The sequence below is a fragment of the Streptomyces amritsarensis genome, assembly GCF_001953875.1.
Classification (GTDB): Bacteria; Actinomycetota; Actinomycetes; order Streptomycetales; family Streptomycetaceae; genus Streptomyces; species Streptomyces amritsarensis.
The window spans coordinates 61904-82669 of sequence record NZ_MQUR01000006.1; the positions used below are offsets into that span (position 1 = coordinate 61904).

At 73.6% G+C, this 20766-nt stretch carries 18 protein-coding genes; 14 read left to right on the plus strand and 4 right to left on the minus strand.

Annotated elements, in window-relative coordinates:
* Nucleotides 1-2: 2 nt before the first annotated feature.
* Nucleotides 3-2444 carry a SpoIIE family protein phosphatase gene (locus AVW11_RS04460; protein WP_060179680.1) on the minus strand — a complete coding sequence of 814 codons (2442 nt, stop codon included), beginning with the start codon at nt 2442-2444 and terminating at the stop codon, nt 3-5.
* A gap of 141 nt (nt 2445-2585) precedes the next feature.
* Here AVW11_RS04460 and AVW11_RS04465 point away from each other — a divergent pair, with 141 nt between their 5' ends.
* From AVW11_RS04465 to AVW11_RS04480, 4 genes are all read left to right on the plus strand, one after another.
* On the plus strand, nt 2586-3422 hold the full coding sequence (locus AVW11_RS04465) for a class II glutamine amidotransferase (protein WP_030848369.1): 837 nt from the start codon (nt 2586-2588) through the stop codon (nt 3420-3422).
* Between the two features lie 146 nt (nt 3423-3568).
* A complete protein-coding gene (locus AVW11_RS04470) occupies nt 3569-4759 on the plus strand; it encodes a carboxylate-amine ligase (RefSeq protein ID WP_076043307.1) in 1191 nt (396 codons plus the stop codon).
* A gap of 87 nt (nt 4760-4846) precedes the next feature.
* Nucleotides 4847-5077, plus strand: coding sequence for a hypothetical protein (locus tag AVW11_RS04475; protein WP_076043308.1), 231 nt, complete (start codon nt 4847-4849; stop codon nt 5075-5077).
* A gap of 10 nt (nt 5078-5087) precedes the next feature.
* Nucleotides 5088-5696 (plus strand): hypothetical protein, encoded by a 609-nt coding sequence (locus AVW11_RS04480; RefSeq protein WP_076043309.1) that lies wholly within the window; start codon nt 5088-5090, stop codon nt 5694-5696.
* 70 nt (nt 5697-5766) lie between these two features.
* Here the strand turns inward: AVW11_RS04480 and AVW11_RS04485 are convergent, their stop codons facing one another.
* Nucleotides 5767-6879, minus strand: coding sequence for an NAD-dependent epimerase/dehydratase family protein (locus AVW11_RS04485; protein ID WP_078093539.1), 1113 nt, complete (start codon nt 6877-6879; stop codon nt 5767-5769).
* 241 nt (nt 6880-7120) lie between these two features.
* Between AVW11_RS04485 and AVW11_RS04490 the strand changes: the two genes are divergently transcribed.
* From AVW11_RS04490 to AVW11_RS04500, 3 genes are all read left to right on the plus strand, one after another.
* A complete protein-coding gene (locus AVW11_RS04490; RefSeq protein WP_030848382.1) occupies nt 7121-7474 on the plus strand; it encodes a PRC-barrel domain-containing protein in 354 nt (117 codons plus the stop codon).
* An 8-nt stretch (nt 7475-7482) separates the two neighbouring features.
* Nucleotides 7483-8493: a glutathione S-transferase family protein gene (locus AVW11_RS04495; protein WP_173675199.1), complete on the plus strand. Its 1011-nt coding sequence runs from the start codon at nt 7483-7485 to the stop codon at nt 8491-8493.
* Between the two features lie 76 nt (nt 8494-8569).
* On the plus strand, nt 8570-9616 hold the full coding sequence (locus AVW11_RS04500; RefSeq protein ID WP_076043310.1) for a LacI family DNA-binding transcriptional regulator: 1047 nt from the start codon (nt 8570-8572) through the stop codon (nt 9614-9616).
* A gap of 40 nt (nt 9617-9656) precedes the next feature.
* On the opposite strand, the gene AVW11_RS04505 is transcribed toward AVW11_RS04500, so the two are convergent.
* Nucleotides 9657-10307 (minus strand): DUF4360 domain-containing protein, encoded by a 651-nt coding sequence (locus AVW11_RS04505; protein WP_076043311.1) that lies wholly within the window; start codon nt 10305-10307, stop codon nt 9657-9659.
* 268 nt (nt 10308-10575) lie between these two features.
* Between AVW11_RS04505 and AVW11_RS04510 the strand changes: the two genes are divergently transcribed.
* A complete protein-coding gene (locus AVW11_RS04510; RefSeq protein WP_076043312.1) occupies nt 10576-12381 on the plus strand; it encodes a galactose oxidase early set domain-containing protein in 1806 nt (601 codons plus the stop codon).
* Nucleotides 12382-12468: 87 nt separating this feature from the next.
* Here the strand turns inward: AVW11_RS04510 and AVW11_RS04515 are convergent, their stop codons facing one another.
* Entirely contained in the window at nt 12469-15747 is a 3279-nt protein-coding gene (locus tag AVW11_RS04515; RefSeq protein WP_076043313.1) for an AfsR/SARP family transcriptional regulator, read from the minus strand.
* Nucleotides 15748-15939: 192 nt separating this feature from the next.
* Here AVW11_RS04515 and AVW11_RS04520 point away from each other — a divergent pair, with 192 nt between their 5' ends.
* The 6 genes from AVW11_RS04520 (at nt 15940) to AVW11_RS04545 (ending at nt 20737) form a co-directional block, all read left to right on the plus strand.
* Nucleotides 15940-16605 (plus strand): M15 family metallopeptidase, encoded by a 666-nt coding sequence (locus AVW11_RS04520; protein ID WP_076043357.1) that lies wholly within the window; start codon nt 15940-15942, stop codon nt 16603-16605.
* Between the two features lie 121 nt (nt 16606-16726).
* Nucleotides 16727-17209, plus strand: a complete 483-nt coding sequence (locus AVW11_RS04525; protein ID WP_076043358.1) for an RNA polymerase sigma factor — start codon at nt 16727-16729, stop codon at nt 17207-17209.
* A gap of 94 nt (nt 17210-17303) precedes the next feature.
* Entirely contained in the window at nt 17304-18179 is an 876-nt protein-coding gene (locus AVW11_RS04530; protein ID WP_076043314.1) for an NlpC/P60 family protein, read from the plus strand.
* A gap of 58 nt (nt 18180-18237) precedes the next feature.
* Nucleotides 18238-19011 (plus strand): M23 family metallopeptidase, encoded by a 774-nt coding sequence (locus tag AVW11_RS35630; RefSeq protein ID WP_060179688.1) that lies wholly within the window; start codon nt 18238-18240, stop codon nt 19009-19011.
* Nucleotides 19005-19412 (plus strand): SH3 domain-containing protein, encoded by a 408-nt coding sequence (locus AVW11_RS04540; RefSeq protein WP_076043316.1) that lies wholly within the window; start codon nt 19005-19007, stop codon nt 19410-19412. The genes AVW11_RS35630 and AVW11_RS04540 overlap by 7 nt, the downstream gene beginning before the upstream one ends.
* A gap of 143 nt (nt 19413-19555) precedes the next feature.
* Entirely contained in the window at nt 19556-20737 is a 1182-nt protein-coding gene (locus AVW11_RS04545) for a hypothetical protein (protein WP_107423234.1), read from the plus strand.
* Nucleotides 20738-20766: the final 29 nt, after the last annotated feature.

Consider the following 20766-nt stretch of genomic DNA (forward strand, 5'->3'; position numbering starts at 1 on the left):
AGTCATGCCTCGTCCGGGACGTGGATGTCCAGAACGCAGATGTCGTCCCGGTTGGCCAGGCGCCGCCCCGCCAGCGTGCGGGCGAGCTCCGTGTCGGTGCCGTCCCGCAGGAGCGCGAGGGCGTCCCGTGCGAGCCGGTCGAGTCCGAGGTCGATGTCCTCGCCCGGTTCCTCCACGAGCCCGTCGGTGTAGAGCAGCAGCCGGTCGCCGGGCCGGAGGTCGATGACGGCCTGTCCGTAGACGGAGTCGCGGACTGCGCCCAGGAGGCAGCCGTCGGGCTGCGGGAGGAATCGCGCGCGGCCGCCGCGGAGCAGCAGCGGCGGCAGGTGCCCGGCCCGCGCCCAGGTCAGGCGCCGGCCCTCGGGCTGGTAGCGGCCGATGACCATCGTCGCGGTGGCGGAGGGTTCGGTGTCGGTGTGGAGCAGGAGGTTGTTGAGGCGGCGCAGGACGTCGATGAGGGCGGAGCCGGTGATGGCCATGCCTTTGGCGGTGAACCTCAGCTGGGCCATGGTGCCGACGGCCGCGAGGCCGTGGCCGGCCACGTCCCCGACGACGAAGAGCGCGCTCCTGTCGGGGAGTTCGATGGCGCTGTACCAGTCGCCGCCGACGTTGACCCCGCTGTCCGCGGGCATGCAGGCCACGCCGACGCACAGACCGGCGAGTTCCAGGGACTGCTCGGGGATGGGCAGCAGGGTCGACTGGAGCCGTGCGGCGAGTGCGCGTTCTGCTTGCAGCATGCCGCGCTGGAGGAGGACGGCCCGCTCGCTCTCGTGCAACGCCTGTTCGGCGTCGCGCAGGGCGGTGACGTCCTGGAAGAATCCGTGGACCTCGACCGGGGTGCCGTGGGCGTCGGTCTGCGCCTCCACGACGATGCGCAGGTGTCGTACACCGCCCGCAGCACTGATCCGGAAGGGCCGGTCCACGGGGTGTCCGAGCCTGAGCAGCCGTTGGACGGCCGCGCCGAGGCCCGCCTGGTCCTCCGCCAGCACGTGGCGGGGCAGTTCCTCGAGGCCGATCGGGCCCAGGGCGGGCTCGCGGTCGAAGATGGCGTAGACCTGGTCGGACCAGACGATCCGGTCCGTCGTGAGGTTCCAGCCCGCCCAGCCGAGGTTGCCCAGGCGCTGCATGTCGGCCAGCCGGCGGATCTCACGCTCGCTGGTGTCGTGCCGGATCCAGGAGACGACCAGGCGCTCCCCGAGTCGGGTCGCCCGGACGGAGTACACGGATTCCTGCGGGAATCCGGCGTCGACCTCCTGGTACAGGAAGGGCTCGCTCTCGTACACCGCTCCGGTGGCGAGCGTGTCCCGGTAGCCCTCCCACAGGGCGGTGCCCGCCACGGTGGGGTAGGTCTCCAGCACCCTCCGCCCGATGAGCTCCTTGCCGCGGCGCCCGGCCACGTCGACCGCTTCCGGGGTCGCAGCGTCGATCCGGTAGTCCTCGACCTCGCCCGTCGGCGAACGCAGCGGGGTGAGCAGGACCGCGGGCCCGGACAGCACCTCCAGGATCCGCTGGGCCTGGTCCACGGCGTCGGGGGCCGCGGGGCGCTCGGCCCTGCGGTCGTCGGGGCCGCCGAAGGCGCGCAGCAGCGCGCCGCAGAGCCGCACGGACCGGCGCAGCAGTGTGCGCGTGTCGGGGTCGAAGGGGCCGGGCCGCGTGCACAGGAACCCCACGGCGGCCCTCGCGACGGCGTCCGGCGGTACGGGTATCCAGGCCCGCGAGGGCCACCGCTCGGGCGGGTTGCCGATCAACAGGTAGCGGCGTGCGTCCTGCACCGGGTCCTCGAGCCACACGGGGTGCCGCGAGGCGATGGCCTCGAGGGCGGCGACGCCGCCGAGCGGGGGCACGCGGCTCCACTGGTCGGCCAGCTCCCGGTCGATGCCGGCGTGCCCGGTCAGTTCCAGGCTGCCCGCGGCCGTCACCGCGTAGATCATCACGGCGTCCACGCCGACCGCCTCCGCGAGTACGGACCGCAGCAGCTCCGCGATGTCCCCCTCGTCGCCCGCCTCGGTCAGGCCCTCGGCGATCTGCGGCAGCAGCGGGCGCGACCCGGCCGCGTGCGGCGGCGGGCCGGCGCGGAAGGCTGTGGTGCCGGCGGCCGGACGGGGCGGCGGACGGCTCTCGGCGGCGTGGGCGGGGGCGGGGGCGGGCGGGGGAAACGGGACGAGTGGGGTTGCCCCGGGCCGGACCTGGCCCAGGGCGAGCCAGCACTCCTCCATCAGGGTGCTGCCCCGCCGGCCCGCGGTGGCGAGCAGCTTCTCGTAGGCCTCGTCGGCGGTGATGCCCATCTGGGCCATCAGGACGCCTTTGGCGCGTTCCAGCACGGCCGTGGCCGCGGCGACGCCCTCCAGGTCCGCGATCTCCGATCGCAGCCTGGCCACCACCTTGGCCAACGCGAGGACCTCGGGGGAGGCGCCTTCGCCGGGAGGCACGCCGTCGGGCGTCATACCTTGAGGATGGCACGGCGGCGCCGGTGTCCGCGTCCGGCTGCCGGCGGCCCTGCGGGCGCCCGGCGCGCCCGCCGCCCCGCGGGAAGGGCGCCGCCCGCGGAGTTACCCTCGGAGCAAGCCGCGAAAGGGATGGTGCGCATGTGTCGGTGGCTCGCCTACTCGGGTACGCCCGTGCTGCTCGACACCGTGCTCTACCGCCCCGAGCACTCGCTGATCAACCAGAGCCTGCGGTCCCGGCTGGGTGTGGAGTCGACGAACGGGGACGGCTTCGGGCTCGGCTGGTACAGCGCGGACGGCAACGGCACGCCCGCGGTCTTCCGTGACATCGGACCCGCCTGGAACAACCGCAACCTCCAGGAGCTCGCCGCGCACGTCCGCTCGCCGCTGTTCTTCGCGCACGTCCGGGCCTCGACCGGCTCGGCGATCCAGCAGACGAACTGCCATCCGTTCCGGCACGGCCGCTGGCTGTGGATGCACAACGGGGCGATCGGGGACTTCCAGCGGCTCCAGCGGGACCTGTGCATGGCGGTCGACCCGGCGCTGTTCTCGTGCATCGAGGGGTCCACGGACTCGGAGGTGATGTTCTACCTCGCGGTGACCTACGGGCTCGACCAGGACCCGCCGGGCGCGGTGGCGAGGATGGCCGGACTCGTGGAGCGCCTCGGCAAGGAGCACGGTGTGGCGGAGCCGCTGCAGATGACGGTGGCGGTGAGCGACGGCGAGCGCGTGTGGGCGTTCCGGTACTCCAGCGAGGGGAAGTCGCGCTCCCTGTACTACAGCAGCAGGGCGGACACGGTCCGGCACCTCTACCCGGAGATCGACTACCTCAGGGAGGTGTCCGACGACACGCGCATCGTGGTGTCCGAGCCGCTGGGAGACCTCCCGGGGGTGTGGAACGAACTCCCGGAGAGCAGTTACGCGGTCGTCCCGTCCGGTCCGGACGTGGACTACCTCCCCTTCATCCCGGAACTCTAGCCGCGTCCGCACCTCCCCGAGTGGGGGGTGGTCCGGCGGGTAGGCGCAGCACAGAAGGAGAGCCCGGAAGGACGGCACCACCGCCTCGGCCGCGCCGGTAGCGCACCGGTTGCCGGCGGCGCCCACTCTCACCGAGAGGACCCCCGATGTCACTGGCCGTGTCCACCTCGGCGCCCCGCCACGGGAGCCGGACCCCCGCGCCTTCCGGAGCGGGAGGCAGCCGATCCGCCTCGGCCACCGTGCCGACCATGGGCGTGGAGGAGGAGTTCCTGCTCGTCGACCGTCGCAGCAGGGCCCCGGTGGGCCGCGCGGCCGGTGTCATCGAGGCGGCCTCGGGCAGGCTCGGGCCGCTGGTCCAGCCGGAGTTCTTCACCGCGCAGGTCGAGTCGTGCACGAGCCCCACGTCGAGCACGGCGGTCCTGCGGGCCGAGCTGGCGTGGCTGCGGGCCGAGCTGGTCCGGGCGGCGGAGGCGCAGGACTGCCTGCTCGTCGCCACCGGCACGCCCGTGATCCCGCCCGAGCGTCCGCTGGCCATCACACCGGACGAACGCTACGGGCGGATGGCGGTCCGCTTCGCCTCGGCCGTGGCCGGCTACGACCAGCCGGTGTGCGGCTGCCATGTCCACATCGGCGTGTCGTCCCGGGCTCAGGCCCTGGACCTGGCCAACCGGCTTCGGCCCTGGCTGCCCACGCTGCAGGCCCTGAGCGCGAACTCCCCCTTCGACCGCGGCAGGGACACCGGCCATGCCAGCTGGCGGGCGGTCGAACACGCCCGCTGGCCCACGGTGGGGCCCGCTCCCTTCCTGGACGAGGCCTCGTACGAGCGCATCGCCAACGACCTGGTGAGTTGCGGGGCGCTGCTGGACCGGCGGATGATCTACTGGTACGCCCGTCCGTCCGAGCACGTGCCGACGCTGGAGATCCGCGTCGCCGACGTCAACGCCCGCCTCGACACCGTCGTCCTGCTGGCGGCGCTCGTGCGGGGGCTCGCCGGCGTGCTGCTGCCGGAGCGCGACGAGGGCCGGCCGCCGCCGTTTCTGGAGTGCGGGCGGCTGCGGGAGGCCCACCGGCTCGCGGCCCTGCACGGGCTGTGCGGCGGGGAAGGGCTCGATCCGGTCGGCGGGGCCCACGTGCCGGTGTGGCACATGCTGGACCGGCTGCGCGAGCGGGCCGCTCCCGGGCTCGACGCGGCCGGCGACCTGCCCCTGGTGGACACCCTGCTCGACCGGCTGCGTGCGGAGGGCGGCGGGGCGGCCCGTCAGCGTGCCGCCCACGGCCGGCGCGGAAGGCTGGCCGACGTGGTCGACGGCCTGGCGGCGACGACGGCCGCGGGGTGAGCGCAGGGCCGTACGAGAAGAGGGTTTCCCGTCCTCCCGGCCGGGCACGCGCCGGAAGGGGGCTCCGGGGACACGAGAGGAGCAGTCATGGACGACCAGGGCGGCGCAGGCGGAGTACCGCTGCACCACGGCGACGAAGACCGGCACCGGGCACCGAGCGCCGGGAAGCTGGGCAAGGGCGACGGGACCACGCGGGCCGCGGACACGGACGAGGCCAGCCGCCTCGACCGGCCGGTGGAATCGGGCGGGTCCGGCCGGGGAACGCGCTGGATCGGGCCGGACGACGAACGGCCCGCCAAGCCCCGGCGCCCTCACTGAGGAGGCCGGAGTGAACCGGAGCCACAGACCCCCCACGGGGCGCGCCCCCACCTTCCTGGCCATCTACCTCAACGACCACCTCGCCGCAGCGAACGGCGGCGTCGAGCTGCTCCGCCGGGCCGCCGCGGCCCAGCGGGGCGGCACGCTAGGCACCTCCCTGGAGTCGCTGGCCGAGCAGGTGGCCGCGGACCGGGAGAGCCTGCGCACCCTGATGGCCGATCTCGATGTTCCCGTGATGCGGGCCAGGGCCGCCCTCGGCCGGCTCGCGGAGAAGGTGGGCAGGCTCAAACTCAACGGACGGGTCCTGTCCCGCTCCCCGCTCAGCGACGTCCTGGAACTGGAGGCGATGCGCCTCGGCGTGGAGGGCAAGGCGGCCTGCTGGCGTTCGCTGCGCAGCCTGGCCCGCACCGACCCGCGGATCGACACCGCCCTGATCGAGGAACTCCTCCGGCGAGCGGAACAGCAGATCCGCACCCTGGAGGCCCTGCGCAGCGCCTGCGCGTCGCAGCTCTTCGCCCAAGAGGACCGCGGCCGGGCCGCGACACCGCACGCCGCGGACGCCGTACGGCGCCGAGGTCTGCACGGCCTGCCCCGCCTGCACGGGCCGAGCGGGGCCTGACCGGCACCGACACACCGACGGGCGGCGGCACCGGCACCGGCGGACCGGGCGAAGCCGAAGCAACCCGGCTTCAGACGCTCTGCCCACGGGACTTCGCGAAGCGCCGGGCGGGCTTGGCGTCCGGGGCGAGGGGGGCGGTGTCCATGCCCGCTCCCGAACGGAGGCCCTCCAGGAAGTCCTCGACGGCCTCCACCGAGGTGTGCCGGGGCTCGAAGGACAGTTCGGCGCGCGCCCGCGAGGAATCCATCAGCGGCAGCCGCAGCACGGCGTCGAACAGGTCCGGGGAGGCCGGCACCAGGTGCAGCCGCCACGCCGCTGCCAGGGCGGCCCGTACGGGCGCCGTCGGCACCGGCAGGCTCCGGGCGTCGAGGATCCGGGCGAGAGCCTCCGCGTCCAGGGGCGGGTCGGCCGCCAGGTTGAAGGGCCCGCGGACGGGCCGGACGACCGCGGCCCGATAGGCGGCGGCCGCGTCGTCGGTGTGCAGGGCCTGGAACCGCAGCCCGGCGAGGTCGGGGACGGCGGGCAGGAGCTCGGGGCGCAGGAACCGGCTCGGGAGCAGCCGGCCCGCGAAGATGCGGCGCTGTTCGGAGGCGGACTGCCGTTTGAACAGGAAGCCCGGCCGCATCCGCACGACCCGGATGTCGGGGTGGGCGCGTTCGTAGGTGTCGAGGACCCGTTCGAGGTAGGCCTTCTCCCGGGTGTAGGCGGCCTGCGGCCAGCCGTGGGTGGGCCAGGACTCGTCGACGGCGCGGTCCTTCGGTCCCGGTGAGTACGCGCCGACCGACGACGCGTGCACGAGGGCGGGTACGCCGGCGGCTGCCACGGCGTCGAAGACGCGGATGCTGCCCAGGACGTTGGTGCGCCAGGTCTCCGCGGGGTGGTGGGTGGGCTGGAACTTCCATGCGAGGTGGACGACGGCGTCGGCGCCGGTGAAGAGCGGGGCCAGGTCCACCCCGCCCGGTTCCACGTCCACGGCCTGCCAGCGGGTCTTCGGCGGTGTCCAGCGGGGAAGCCTGCGGGCCAGGCCGAGGACGGAGCGGACCGAGGGGTCTTCGGCGAGGGCGAGCACGACGCTGGTCCCGACGTTCCCCGTGGCCCCCACGACCACGACGTGGATGCCCTCGCCGCGCCGCCCGGCCGTGCGTTCGGTGTCGTCCTTCTCCGCCGGTGCGTGCCGCGTCATGGTGTCGGCTCCTCTCCGGGAGGGCGCTGGGGGTGTGGGGCGCCTACCCGTGCTGCCACGCCGCATGCGCGGGTCCCGGCGCCCCGCGCGGTGGCGGGCGGACGCGCGCGGGAGCGTGATCGCTCCGGCATCCTGGGCGTGAGCCGGTCATATGTGGGGAGGCGCCTGGGTGCGCCCCCTGCCGGCTTCCGGGGCGGGCGCGGCCACTGGCACACGTACGGGCGACAGAGAGGCGAGAGCGGTGAGCGAGAAGGACATCTGGGGATACCACGAGGACGCCGGCCACGACAGCGGCACCGACCTCGTCGGCTACAAGGTCGAGGCGACCGACGGCCCCATCGGGAAGGTCGACAGGCATTCCGCCGACTTCCAGGCCTCCCACCTCGTCGTCGACACCGGGGTCTGGATCTTCGGCAAGCACGTCCTGCTGCCCGCCGGCGTCGTCGAGCGCATCGACACGGCCGAGCAGAAGGTCTACCTCAACCTGACCAAGGAGCAGATCAAGAACGCACCGGACTACGACGAGGCCAAGTACGCGGGGGAGCCGAACTTCATGGACCGGTTCGGGCACTACTACGGCCAGTCCCACATGTAGGGGCGCGCATGCGGTACGTGAACCCCGGCAGCGAGTACGCGCGGGACAGCCGGTACCTCACCACGCGGATCACGGCCGACGGACGCGACGGCTTCCCGGTGGAGCCCGGCCGCTACCGGCTGGTGGTGGCCCGCGCCTGCCCGTGGGCGAGCCGGGCCGTCATCGTACGGCGGCTCCTCGGGCTGGAGGAGGCGCTGCCGATGGCCGTCGCGGGCCCGACCCACGACGACCGCAGCTGGACGTTCGACCTGGACCCGGGCGGCCGCGACCCCGTGCTCGGCATCGAACGGCTCCAGGAGGCCTACCTCGCCCGCGACCCCGGCTACGACCGGGGCATCACGGTGCCGGCCGTCGTCGACGTGCCGACCGGCCGGGTGGTCACCAACGACTTCGCGCAGATCACGCTCGACCTGTCCCTGGAGTGGTCGGCGTACCACCGCGAGGGAGCCCCGGACCTCTACCCGCGGGAGCTCCGCCCGGAGATCGACGCCGTGAACGCGGTGGTCTACGAGGAGGTGAACAACGGTGTCTACCGGGCCGGTTTCGCCGGCTCCCAGGAGGCCTACGCGTCCGCGTACGAGCAGTTGTTCGCCCGCCTGGACCTGCTCGCCGAACGCCTCCGGGAGTCCCGGTACCTGGTGGGCGACACCCTCACCGAGGCGGACGTCCGGCTGTTCACCACCCTGGTGCGCTTCGACGCCGTCTACCACGGCCACTTCAAGTGCAACCGGCGGAAGTTGTCCGAGACGCCGGTCCTGTGGGCCTACGCGCGGGACCTGTTCCAGACCCCCGGGTTCGGCGACACCGTCGACTTTGAACACATCAAGCGGCACTACTACCTGGTCCACGACGACATCAACCCGACCGGGATCGTACCGGCCGGCCCGGACCTGTCCGGCTGGCTCGCTCCCCACGGCCGGGAGTCGCTCGGCGGCCGTCCGTTCGGCGACGGCACCCCGCCCGCGCCGGTCGGCGCCGGGGAGGCGGTACCGCCCGAACACACTCCGCTCCCCTCCTGACCTCACACCCTGCGTTGATCACCCGTTACCCTTCTGTTCGGCGAGGCCACCGCCTGTTGATCATGGAGGAAATCACGTGCCCGAACCGCGTTCCGGCAGCCGTCCCACCCTGGAGGCCGTCGCGGCGCTCGCGGGCGTGTCGAGGGCCACGGTCTCCCGTGTGGTCAACGGCGGCGACGGGGTCCGCCCGCATCTCGCGGACCGGGTGCAGACGGCGATCCAGGAGCTGGGCTACATCCCGAACCACGCGGCGCGCACGCTGGTCACCCGGCGCACCGGCGCCGTCGCCGTGATCATCCCGGAGCCCGAGGCGCGGATCTTCTCGGATCCCTTCTTCTCCCGTCAGATACGCGGCATCAGCAAGGAGCTGACCGCGCACGACACCCAGCTCGTGCTGCTGCTGGTGGAGGACCTCTGCGACTACGACCGCATCGAGCGCTACCTGGCCGGCGGCCATGTCGACGGGGCGCTCGCCTTCTCCCTGCACACCGACGATCCGCTGCCCGCCATCGCCGACCGCATCGGCATGCCCATGGTCTACGGCGGCCGCCCCGGCTGGACCGCCGGGCCCGGTGAGGACGACAGGGTGACCTACGTCGACGCCGACAACCGCGGGGGCGCCCGGGATGCCGTCCGGCACCTGCTGGCGCAGGGACGGCGGCGGATCGCGCACATCTGCGGCCCGCTCGACCAGACCTCGGCGGCCGACCGGCTGAGCGGCTACCGGGACGTGCTCCCGGACGCGGGGTGCGAACTGGTCGCGTCGGGGGACTTCACCGCGGCGGGCGGGGCCCGCGCGATGGCCGAACTGCTGGACCGGGCCCCCTCGATCGACGCGGTGTTCGCCGGCAACGACCTGATGGCGACGGGTGCGCTGCGCGTGCTGCGGGAGCGGGGCCGGGCGGTTCCCGCGGAGGTCGCGGTGGTGGGCTTCGACGACGCCGAGCCGGTGGCGGAGAGCGCCGACCCGCCGCTGACGACCGTGCGTCAGGACATCGAGGGCATGGGCCGGATGATGGCGCGGCTGCTGATGGAGCGGCTGGGCGACGGCCGCGGGGGCGGCCGGAGTGTCCCGGGCCCGGTGATAACGCAGACGGCTCTGGTGCAGCGCGCGTCGGGCTGACGCGGGGCCCGTACGACGACGGGCCCCGGGTCCTGCCGGGTCAGCGCCGGGCGCACTGCTTCCAGGAGAAGTGGTACACGCTGTTGATGCTGCCGTCCGTCGAGTCGAGGGCCATGAAGCTGGTCTTCGACGGGTCGGAGGTGCCCACTTCCGCCCGCAGTTCGGTGTTGATGTTGAAGTTGCGCTGCTCGCCGCAGGGCGACCAGACCAGGGCCTCGATTCCGGTGGTGTCGGTGGCCTGCCAGTTGTCGTCGAGCGCGCCGTCGAACCGGTGGGTGCGGTAGGCGGTCTGGCTCATGCCCTGGAAGTAGTAGCTGGCCTTCTGCGTGCCGATCGCACCCGGCTGGAGGCTGCCGAAGCCCCGGTAGTCGACCTTGGCGATGGCGTAGGTGTAGCCCTGGGGGACGTGCACGACGAGGGACAGGAGGCAGTTCTTGCGGCCCTCGACGGCGGGGGCGCCGCCGCCGGCCTGGGCCACGTACTCGCTGTAGGTGACGGTGAAGGCCGAGTTGTCGGGTGACACGGCGACGGCGGCGCTGCCGGGACGGCAGCCCGATCCGTTGACCGTGGCGACGTCCACGGTCACCTGGTCGAGGGGGGCCGAGGCGGTGGCCCCCGCGGAGGGGCTGAGCGTGACGAGCGTGGCGGTCACGGCTGCTGCGGTGAATCCGGTACGGAGCGACTTGATCACACCGACATGGATAGCGGTCCGCGACGGGCGGGGCCGGTCGGCGGGTACGCGGTCTCACCTTGACGGCCGAAACGATTCACCGCAGAAACGATAAACCGCTCCCTGTCGACCCGCCGAACGGCCCCAAGAAGCCTTCGGGGAGCGCCGATCGCGCCGGGTCGCAGCCATCCGGGCATACGCTTTGTCCTAATATCGCCGGGATCTTTCAGGCCATCAGCGGGCTCCGGAGCCGTCCTCGGCCCCGCGCCCTCCTGCGGTGAGGAGTCCCATGTCCCGCACACCACGGTCCGCCGTCCTGTCGGTGCTGGCCCTCGCCGCCGCCCTGGCCGTCCCCACGGCCGGGCCGCCCGCACCGGCCCGGGCCGCGGTCCACCACACCGGCGACGAGGCCGCCGTCCTCGGCGAGGACCATGCCCGCGCCCACGCGAGGCTGCGCCGGGCCGCCCAGGGCACCCAGCGGTATCCGCAGGCCAGGCGGACCGCGAGCCTGGCCTCGCTGGAGGAGTCCCAGCGCAGGACCAACGCCCGTTTCGACGCGGCCCGGTTCGGCCGCTTCACGCAGTTCTTCCCCTCCCCCGACTTCGGCGTGCACGTGGCCCTGCTGCCCACGGGCAAAGTGCTGCTGTTCTCCTTCGAACGCGTGGAGGCCGACCCCACGAAGGAGACCGGGCCGACGAACACCGTCGGCCGCGCCAACGCGGGCCGCGCCTGGCTCTGGGACCCCGCCGAGGGGACCGGGGCCCGGGCCTTCCGCAACGTGCCGCCGCCGGTGGTGCTGATGCCCGACGGCACCTATTCCCCCCGCCCGGCGCCGTTCTTCTGCGCCGGACACTCCTACCTGCCCAACGGGATGGTCGGGGTCTTCGGCGGCAACGTCGGGGGCAAGGGCGGCAGCGGCGCCAAGCTGTCCTTCGTCTTCGACCCGTGGACCGAGAAGTGGTTCCGCAACCGCGACATGGCCGTCGGCCGCTGGTACCCCTCGGTCGTGACCGGGGCGGACGGCCGGCAGATCATCATGTCGGGCCAGTCCGAGCGCGGTACGGGCACCCCCACCCCGGTGGTGGAGCGCTTCCCCGCGCTGGGGCACCGCGTGCCCTGGCGGCCGTACGACATCCCGGCCGGCGTCCCCGCCGAGCGGCTCCGCTCGCAGGCCCCCTTCCGCAACGACTACCCGCACCTCTTCTCGCTGCGCGACGGGATGGTCTACGGCCTGGGCCGCGACGCCGACCAGCAGTGGATCTTCGACCCGGCCAAGGACGTACGCGCCGAGCTGCCGCGGCGGCCCGCCGACTTCCGGGGCTACGGATCGGCCGTGCCGCTGCCGGCCGGCTTCCGGGGCCCGGACTCCGTCCTGGTGCTCGGCGGCGACCCCCGCGACCCGCACACCTACCGGCTGTCCGGCGGACGCTGGACGACCGAGGAGCCCAGGGCCTTCGGCCGCACCCAGGACGGCACCCTGATCCTCCCGGACGGCACACTGCTCACCGTGAACGGGGCCCTGGACACCCGGGACTACGGCCACGGCCCGTTCAACCCGACGGCCGATCTGAAGTACCGGCAGATCGAGGTGCGCGACGCACGTGGCAGGTGGAAGCTGGGACCGGCCCAGCGGCTGCCCCGCGGCTACCACTCCAACGCCCTGGTCCTGCCGGACGGCCGGATGATGGTCACCGGCGACGAACTCCAGCAGATCGCCAACGATCCCGACATCGACGACGGGATGGACGGGAGCATCGAGCTCTACGAGCCCGCCTACCTGCACCGGGGCGCCCGCCCGGCCCTCGACCGGGTCCCGGCGGGAGACCTCCGCCACGACAGCGGCTTCGAGGTGACCAGCTCGACGGCGAAGGACGTGAAACGCGCGGTCCTGCTGGCCCCGACGACGGTCACGCACTCGGTGAACACCAGCCAGCGCCACCTCGACCTGCGACTGACCGGGGTCCAGGGCGACCGGATCGGGCTGCGGACCCCGCCGGGCGCGGCCGACGCCCCGCCCGGCTACTACATGCTCTTCCTGCTCGACGCGAAGGGCGTCCCCAGCACCGCGAAATGGATCAAGCTCGGCGCCCGCTGACCCCGCCTAGTAGGGCTTGGTCAGGTTGGTGTTGTTGGTGCGTGTCCTGTGGGTGCCGGGCCGAAGGCCCCGTCGCAGGCGGCTGCCTCAGCGCCCCGGGGGCGTCCCCGGTTCCGGGCCTTCCAGCGCTTCGCGGGTCCCGAGCCGGCGGAAGACCTCCTGCGCCTCCTGTTCGCACTCGCGTGCCGTTCCGGTCCGGCCCAGGGCCCGCGCGGCGCGGGCCAGGTCCCGCAGGGTGCGGGCACGCCACAGCGGCAGTTGCAGCTTGTCCCACAGCCCGAGGGCCTGGCGCAGGGTCTCGGTCGCCGTCTCCCAGTCGGACGCGGCGAGATGCCATTCGCCGATGGTGCGCAGGACGAGGGCCTCGCCGAACATGTCCTGACGCTGGCGGGTGATGTCCAGACACCGCCGGAGCCGCTGCCAGGGTTCGGTCGACCGGCCCTGCCGGAACTCGACCTTGGCCAGCGACACACTCGCGTACATGATGCCGTAGGCGTCGTCCGTCTCCTCGAAGATGCCGAGGGACTGCCGCAGCAGGGCCTCCGCACCCGCCAGATCACCCCGCGCCCGGTGGCACAGGCCCAGTGAGCGCAGCGCGAGTGCCTCGCCGTGCCGGTCCCGGGCGGTGACGTACAGGCCGTGGGCGCGGGAGAGTGCCTCCCACGCCTCGTCGTCGCGGCCCTGTTCCCGGTGGACGAACCCGATCCCGTACAGCACATGGGCCATGGACGAGATGTCCTCCGGCTCCCGGTACTGTTCGAGCGCCGAGGTCAGCAGGGGCAGCGCCTCGTCGAAACGGCCCTGCTCGCGGCGGGCGGCGCCCATGCCGGCCCGCGCGCCCGCGCAGCCGGTGCGTACGGACCGCTCCTCGAACAGCGGAAGCGCCAGGGCGAAGTACGCGTACGCCTCGTCGAAGCGGTCCTGCTCCAGGCGGAGTTGCCCCAGACCGTTCAGCAGCCAGGCCTCACCCTCGACGTCCCCGCCCCGCCGCACCGCCGCCAGGGCCGCGTCGTGGGAGCGGGACCATGCGTCGAACTGGTTGTACAGGGCCACGGAGGCGGCCATGAGGGTGGCGGCGAGTTCGCGGGCGGCGTCGAACATGCCGTGGTCCGCGCAGTGGATGACGGCGGCCAGCAGACACGGCTGCTCGGCGGCGAACCACGCGGCCGGCTCGTCCGTCAGGTGGGCCGGCGCCTGCGTCGGCGGGACCGGCTCGACCGGTGCCCGGGGCGGCCCGCCCGAGACCGCCGCCGATCCGTCCGCGCCGCCGTCCGATCCGTCCGCGCCCCCGTGCGACCCGTCCGTGCCCCTCCACGGCCCGCCCGCGGCGGCGACGGGGAGGAGCCGTGACGCGCCGCCCGGGCCGTGGGCCGCCGCGATGCGGGCCATGTCCAGCCAGCGGTCGACCAGTCTGCGAACCGCCGTCTCCCGTTCCTGCCGCGTCTCGTCGGCCACGCAGCGCTCCCGGGCGTACTCGCGCGCCAGGTCATGGATCCGGTAGCGCGTCCTGCCCGTCTCGTCGGTGCCCACGACCTCCACGAAGTGGCAGTCCACGAGTTGTTCGACCGCGTCCTCGGCATCGTCCTCCCCCACGTCCAGGAGCGGTCCGGCGACCCATGCGGCGAAGTCGGGCAGATCCATCAGGGCCAGGCGGCGCAGGGCGCGCCGCTCCTGCTCGTCCAGGTCCGCGTAGCCCATGTGGAGGCTCGCGCGCACTTCCAGGTCACCGGCCTGCAGTTCGTCCAGCCGGCGGCGCTCGTCCCTCAGGCGCGCCACGAGGCGCGCCGGTGTCCAGTGGGGGCGGGCGGCGAGGCGGGCACCGGCGATGCGGACGGCGAGCGGCAGCCGGCCGCACAGTGCGACGATCTCGGCGGCCCGGTCGGGATCCAGCACGGGCCGGGTCGGACCGGCAACGCGGGCCAGCAGGTCCAGCGCCTCCGTTTCGGACGGCACCCCCAGATCGAGGTGGGCGGCGCCCTCCAGCGCGACGAGCCGGCGGCGGGCGGTGACCAGCACGGCCGAGCCGCCGCCCGGCGGGACCAGCGGGCGCAGCAGGGCCTCGCTGACAGCGTTGTCGAGGACGAGCAGGACCCGGCGGTGCGCGATGTGCGTGCGGTACAGCCCGAGGAGGTCCCCCTCGTCGCGTGCCGGGGTCTCCGTCTCCACCCCGAGGGCGCGCAGCAGTCTGGCCAGGGCGTCCGCGGTCCGTACCGGCTCGGAGTCCGAGGCGCGCAGGTCCAAGAAGAGTTGTCCGTCGGGGAAGAGCGCTGCGGTGCGGTGGCCCACGTGGACGGCCAGGGCGGTCTTGCCGGTGCCCGACCGGCCGGAGATCACCCCGATGGGCGGCGCGGTGCGCCTCGGGTCGCGTACCTCCTCCAGCAGGGCGGTCGCCCAGGCCGTCTGTTCGCTGCGGCCCACGAAGTCGGCTGCGTCGGGCGGGAGTTGGGTGGGCGCCGGCTGTGCGGCGCCTGCGTGGGACCGCTCGGCACGGCGGGCTGCCGGTGCGTCCTGGCCCGCGCGCGTGGGAGCCGCCGCCGGCGCGGGCGCGGTTCCCTTCCCGGCGGGCGCCCTTCGGGCAGCCGGCGCTCCCAGCACCGTCGTGTCCGCCCGGAGCAGGGCCTGGTGCAGCGCGCGCAGTTCCGGGCCGGGATCCGTACCCAGTTCCGTACGGAGCAGCCGGCGGCCCTCCTCGTAGCAGCGCAGCGCGTCGGGCATCCGGCCGGTGCGGAACAGTGCGGTCATCAGCTGGCCGCGCGGGCGCTCCCGGAGGGGATGGGCGGCGACATGGGCGACGAGTTCGGATACGAGATCCGTGCGACGGTCCAGGTCCAGTTCGGCTGCGAAGCGGAACTCCTGTGCCTCCAGCCGGAGTTCCCTCAGGCGCATGGCCTCCACCCGGGCGAAGGACTGCCCGAGCCCCTCCAGTGCGTCCCGGCCGCGCCACAGGCGCGACGCCCCTTGCAGGATCTCGACGGCTTCCTCGGCGCGCCCGCCGACGGCCGCCTTCCGGCCGGCCGCGCACGCCTTCTCGAAGCACCGGGCGTCCACGGCGGAGGGCGGGAACTCGGCGACATAGCCCGGGGTGCGGGTGCGGATGGCCTCCGCGCCCTCCGTACCGGCCAGGGCCCGGCGCAGTCCGGAGACGTGTGACGCGACGACCCCCCGCGCGGTGGCGGGCGGCTCCTCCTCCCAGACCAGATCGACCAGCCGCTCGACGGACAGCACCTCACCGAGATGCACGACGAGCGCCGCGAGGATCGCGGTGGGTTTGGCGCCCTTCAGCGCGATCCGGTGCCCCCCGCTCCACACCTCGACCGGACCCAGAAGGCAAACGTCCACCGCGTCCCCCGATTTCACGTTCCGCATCCGGGGACAACGTGTCGGCCCCCACTGTGCTTTACGTCCGCCACCGGACTCCGGTTTCACGGACGGCCGATGTGGCGCACGGGTGACCGAAACCCATCAGGTCCGACGATGCGGGTGGCCCGTTCCCGGCGTTGCAAGGGTCTTGCAGAGGATCTGCATCGATCCTGCAACGCCCGCCTCGACGCTGTGAGCGTGACGGACATCATCCTCCTCTCGGACCCCCGGGTCGCGGCCACGCGTGTCACCGACAACGGTGAACCGCTGGTCGACGCCCGGGAGGTCGCCGCACTGCGGGTCGACCCGCGCAAGACCGACCACGACGGCTCGTACGCGCATCTGCGGGCCGACGTGCTGCGCCGGCTCCTGCTCGCACAGGAGGCGCTGCCGCGGGGCATCCGCCTGCTGATGGTGGAGGGCTTCCGGCCGCCCGCCCTGCAGCGCCGCTACTTCGACGAGTACGCGGCGACGCTGCGCGCGGCGCATCCGGACGCCGGACCGGACCGGATCCGCGAGCTGGCCAGCGCGTACATCTCGCCCCCGGAGGTCGCCCCGCACGTCAGCGGCGGTGCGGTGGACCTGACGCTGTGCACCGACGACGGCGCCGAACTGCCTCTCGGTACGGAGGTCAACGCCACTCCCGAGGAGAGCGGGGGCGGCTGCCGCACCGCCGCGCCCCACGTCGACGCCGGCGCCCGTGCCCACCGGGCGGCGATGGGCCGCGCCATGACGGCCGCCGGGTTCGTCAACTACCCGACGGAGTGGTGGCACTGGTCGTACGGGGACCGGTACTGGGCGCTCCTGACCGACGCTCCGACGGCCAAGTACGGGCCCGCCTCCCTGAGCCCGACCACAGACTGAGACAGCCGGACCCCGGGGGAACACCGTGGAGATCACCCGCATCGCGACGCCGACCACGTCGCCCGAGACCTCCGAGACCACGACGGAGCACGCCGCGAGCACGACGGCAGCCGACGACCGCATGACCACCGCCGAGTTCGACGAGGCGTTCACCGCCGTGATGCCGAGACTGCGGCGCCGGCTGGTGGCCCTGACCGGCAATCCGCACGACGCCGACGACCTGCTGCAGGAGACGTACCTGAAGCTCTCCCGCCGGGCACGCGCCCACACCCTGACGCGTCAGCAGCAGCCCTACGCCTACACCTGCGCGGCGGCGCTCAACCTGCTGCGCGATCTGTGGCGGCACCCCTCGCGCCGGGAGCGCTGCACCGACCGGCTGCCGGAACGCGGCTGGGACGGCGGCTTCGCCGGCAGGGAGGCCGAGGCGGTGACGGCCGCGCTGCTGCGCGGCCTGTCCCCCAAGGAGGCGGCGGCCGTGATCCTGGTCGACATCGAGGGCCTGACCCACGACATGGCGGGGGAACGGCTCGGCGCACACCGCGGCACGGTGCAGCGCAACCGGATGCGCGGCCACGCCAAGATCCGCGCGGCGCTCGCCCCATAGGCGCCGGCAGCCGCCGACCCGCACTGCACTGCACAGCACAGCACAGCACAGCACAGCACCTGTGCACATCGCACCGACCACCCGAGGGGGAACCATGCACCGCGCCAACCGCACACTCGCGACGGCGGGAGGACTGCTGCTCGCCACCGCGCTGGCCTGTACCGGTACGGCGGTGGCCGCCTCGTCGCCGCTGTCCTCGGCGGCGGCGGCCGCGGCCGCCTGCCGGCCCCTGGCGGACGCGCCCGCCCAGGCGCAGGCGATCGTCAACGCCGCGTGCTCACAGATCGGGGTGCCGTACTCATGGGGCGGTGGTTCCCTCCACGGGCCGACATACGGCCAGGACTATCCCGGCGGCGGCCCCGGCGCCCACGACAGCCAGGTGAAGGGCTTCGACTGCTCGCACCTGGTGCAGTACGCGGCCTGGCAGGGGGCGGGCATCGCCCTGCCCGAGGGGACGTGGAACCAGGCCCGGTGGAGCGGGGCCACCGCCCGGTTCACCCGCGCGCAGGGCACCGCCCCGTTGCAGCCGGGCGATCTGCTGCTGTGGGGGTCGGACCCGGCCAACCTCGGCAGCGTGCACCACATCGCCGTGTATCTCGGCAACGGCAGGATGGTCGAGGCACGGGAGTCGGGGACGCTCGTGATGGTCAGCGACGTACGGCTGAACTCCCAGTACGCGGGCGCCCTGCGGATCGCCGGCACGGGGCAGCCGCCCGCGGACACCAAGCGGTTCATGACCTGGGGCACCGATGTGAGCCTGCGTCCCGAGCCCGGCACCCGGCGGCCTCCCGTGGGCCGGTTGCCCGGCCCCACGGCCGTGGACGTGCTGTGCCAGGTACGCGGGGAGATGGTCACCGCCGAGGGCTACTCCAACGACGCCTGGTCGTACCTGCCCCAGTACAAGGCCTGGATCTCGAACATCTACATCGACGACCCGGCGGCCTGGCTGCCCGGCGTGCCCACCTGCTGACCCCCCACCTCCCCCATCCGCCTTATCGCCCTATATCACCCACAGAGGAGACTCCGCCATGCGCGCACTCAAGCGCACCACGTCCATCGGCATGCTCGTCGCCACGGTCGCCGCGGCCGGGCTGGTCCCGCTCGCGGCCGGCCAGGCGTCCGCCGCCCCGCCCGCCAAGGCCGCCGGCTACGCCGGTTCCTGCCCGACGGCCGGCACGGTGACCCAGGGGTGGCACTCCGGCCACGACGGCGTCGACATCGCCAACAACCGCGGTACGCCGATCCACTCCACCGGACCCGGCACCGTCATCGTCTCCGGCACCGCCAGCGGCTACGGCCAGTGGATCCGCATCAAGCACGACGACGGCACCGTCACCGAGTACGGCCACATGTACGAGCGTCTCGTCTCCGTGAACCAGCGGGTGAGCAGCGGTCAGCTGATCGCGCGCATGGGGTCCGAGGGCCAGTCCACAGGGCCGCACCTGCACTTCGAGGCGCACGCCTCCACGGCCAGCACCCGAGGCATGGACCCCGTCGCCTATCTGGCCCAGCGCGGTGTGAGCCTGCCGTGCACCCCGGGCAGCGGAACGCCCGGTACGAACTTCACCACCTGGGGCACCTCGGTCCGGGTGCGCGCCGACGCCCGCCTCAACGCGGCGGTCGTGCGCACGCTGACGGGGCCGACGCCGGTGTACGTGCAGTGCCAGAAGCGCGGGGACTCGGTCACCGCCGAGGGCCACACCAACGACGCCTGGTCCTACATCCCGGCGCTCGGCGGCTACGTCTCCAACATCTACATCGACCACCCCGCCGCCTGGCTGCCGGGGGTGGGTACGTGCTGACCGCCGCCCGCACCGGTACGAAGGGCGCCGCGGCGGCGGTCCTGGCCGCCGGGCTGCTCCTCTCCCCCGGCTTCACCTCGTCCGCGCGGGCCGCGGACTCGGCGCCCTGCACCCCCGACCGGAACTATCCGGGCACGTTCCTCTGCCGGATCTGGGGCTCGAACGTCAATCTGCGGTCCGCCCCCGATCCGCACGCCCCGGTCTCCGCCACGTCGCCCGCCGGGGGCGTCCTCAGGGTGCAGTGCCAGGTCAGGGGCGGCCGCGCGACCTACGGCGACTACTGGCACACCTGGTGGGTCAAGACCCCGGCGGTGGGCATGGCCAAGTCCGCGTACATGAGCGAGATCTTCCTCGTCGGAGGCGGCAACGACGAGCCCGACTCGGGTCTGCCGAACTGCTGAACGACGCCCCGTACCGACCGGATGCCCCCGGGGCCGCGCCAGGCCCGGGGGCATCCGGCGCTCCGGCTCCCGTTCCAGGGCTCTCGTATCCCTTACGGCGCCGCGCCACCTCCACATCCCTCTCCACCGATCCCGAGGACCCCATGATGATCTCGAGCAGCGTGCGGAGCGCGGTGCGGGCGGGCGGGCTGACCGCCGCCCTCGCCGCGCTCCTGTGCACCACCGCGACCACCGTCTCCGTCGCCGCCGCCGAGCCCCCGTCGGCGCGCACGGCGGCGGTCCGAGCCGACGTGCCTGCCGGGGTGACGGCGGGCGTCGCCGTCTTCGACCGCCGGACCGGCACCTTCACCGAACAGCTGAACACCGCCGCACAGTTCAGGTCCGCGTCGGTGGTGAAGCTGCTGATCGCCCTGGACGTGCTCTGGAACCGCAGCCCCGACGCCCTGTCGGCCGCCGACCGGGCCCGGATCGACACCATGCTGCGGGGCAGCGACGACGCGGCCGCCAGCACCTTCTGGTCGAACAACGGCTCGGGGGCGATCGTCGACCGGATGGTCGCCCGGCTCGGCCTGACGGACACCGCCCGGCCGCCGTCCACCCACCCCGGCTACTGGGGCTACACGGCCCTCTCCGCCCGCGACACCGTGAAGATCTACCGCCATCTGCTGGACTCCGCCCCGGCCGCGACCCGCGACTACCTCCTCGGCGGCCTGCGGCAGTCCACCCGCTGCGCCACCGACGGCTACGACCAGCATTTCGGCATCGCCGGCTCCTTCAACCAGCCCTGGGCCGTCAAGCAGGGCTGGTCGGGCTTCAGTTCGGGCGGCTGCACGGCACCGACCACGAAGGCCGCCGAGGCCGCGGGGTCCGGGGAGGCCGGGGAGTCCTTGGGCACCGCCGGGGCCGTGGACCTCTCCCGTCCCGCACTGCACACCACGGGCGTGGTGGGCGCGGGCGACCGTTCCATCGTGGCGGTCTTCACCCTGCACCCCGGTGGAACGTCCTACGGCAAGGCCTACACCGACATCGGGCGGCTGACCCGTTCGCTGAACGTCCCCGGCGCCTCCCGCCCCGCCGGTACGTGGATCGGCACCTGGGGCAGCGGGGTCCGGGTCCGCACCCAGGCCACGACCGCCTCCGGTGCGGTCACCACACTGCCGGCCGGGGTCGAGGTCCTGGTCGGCTGCCAGAAGCGCGGTCAGCAGGTCAGCCAACCGCCCTACGCGGGCGACTGGTGGGCGCACCTGCCGCAGTACGGCGGCTACATGACCAACATCTACCTCAGCGTGCCGGAGAACCAGGTGCCCGGAGTGCCGGTCTGCTGACCGGGCGTCGCAACGGCCCGGGGCACGAG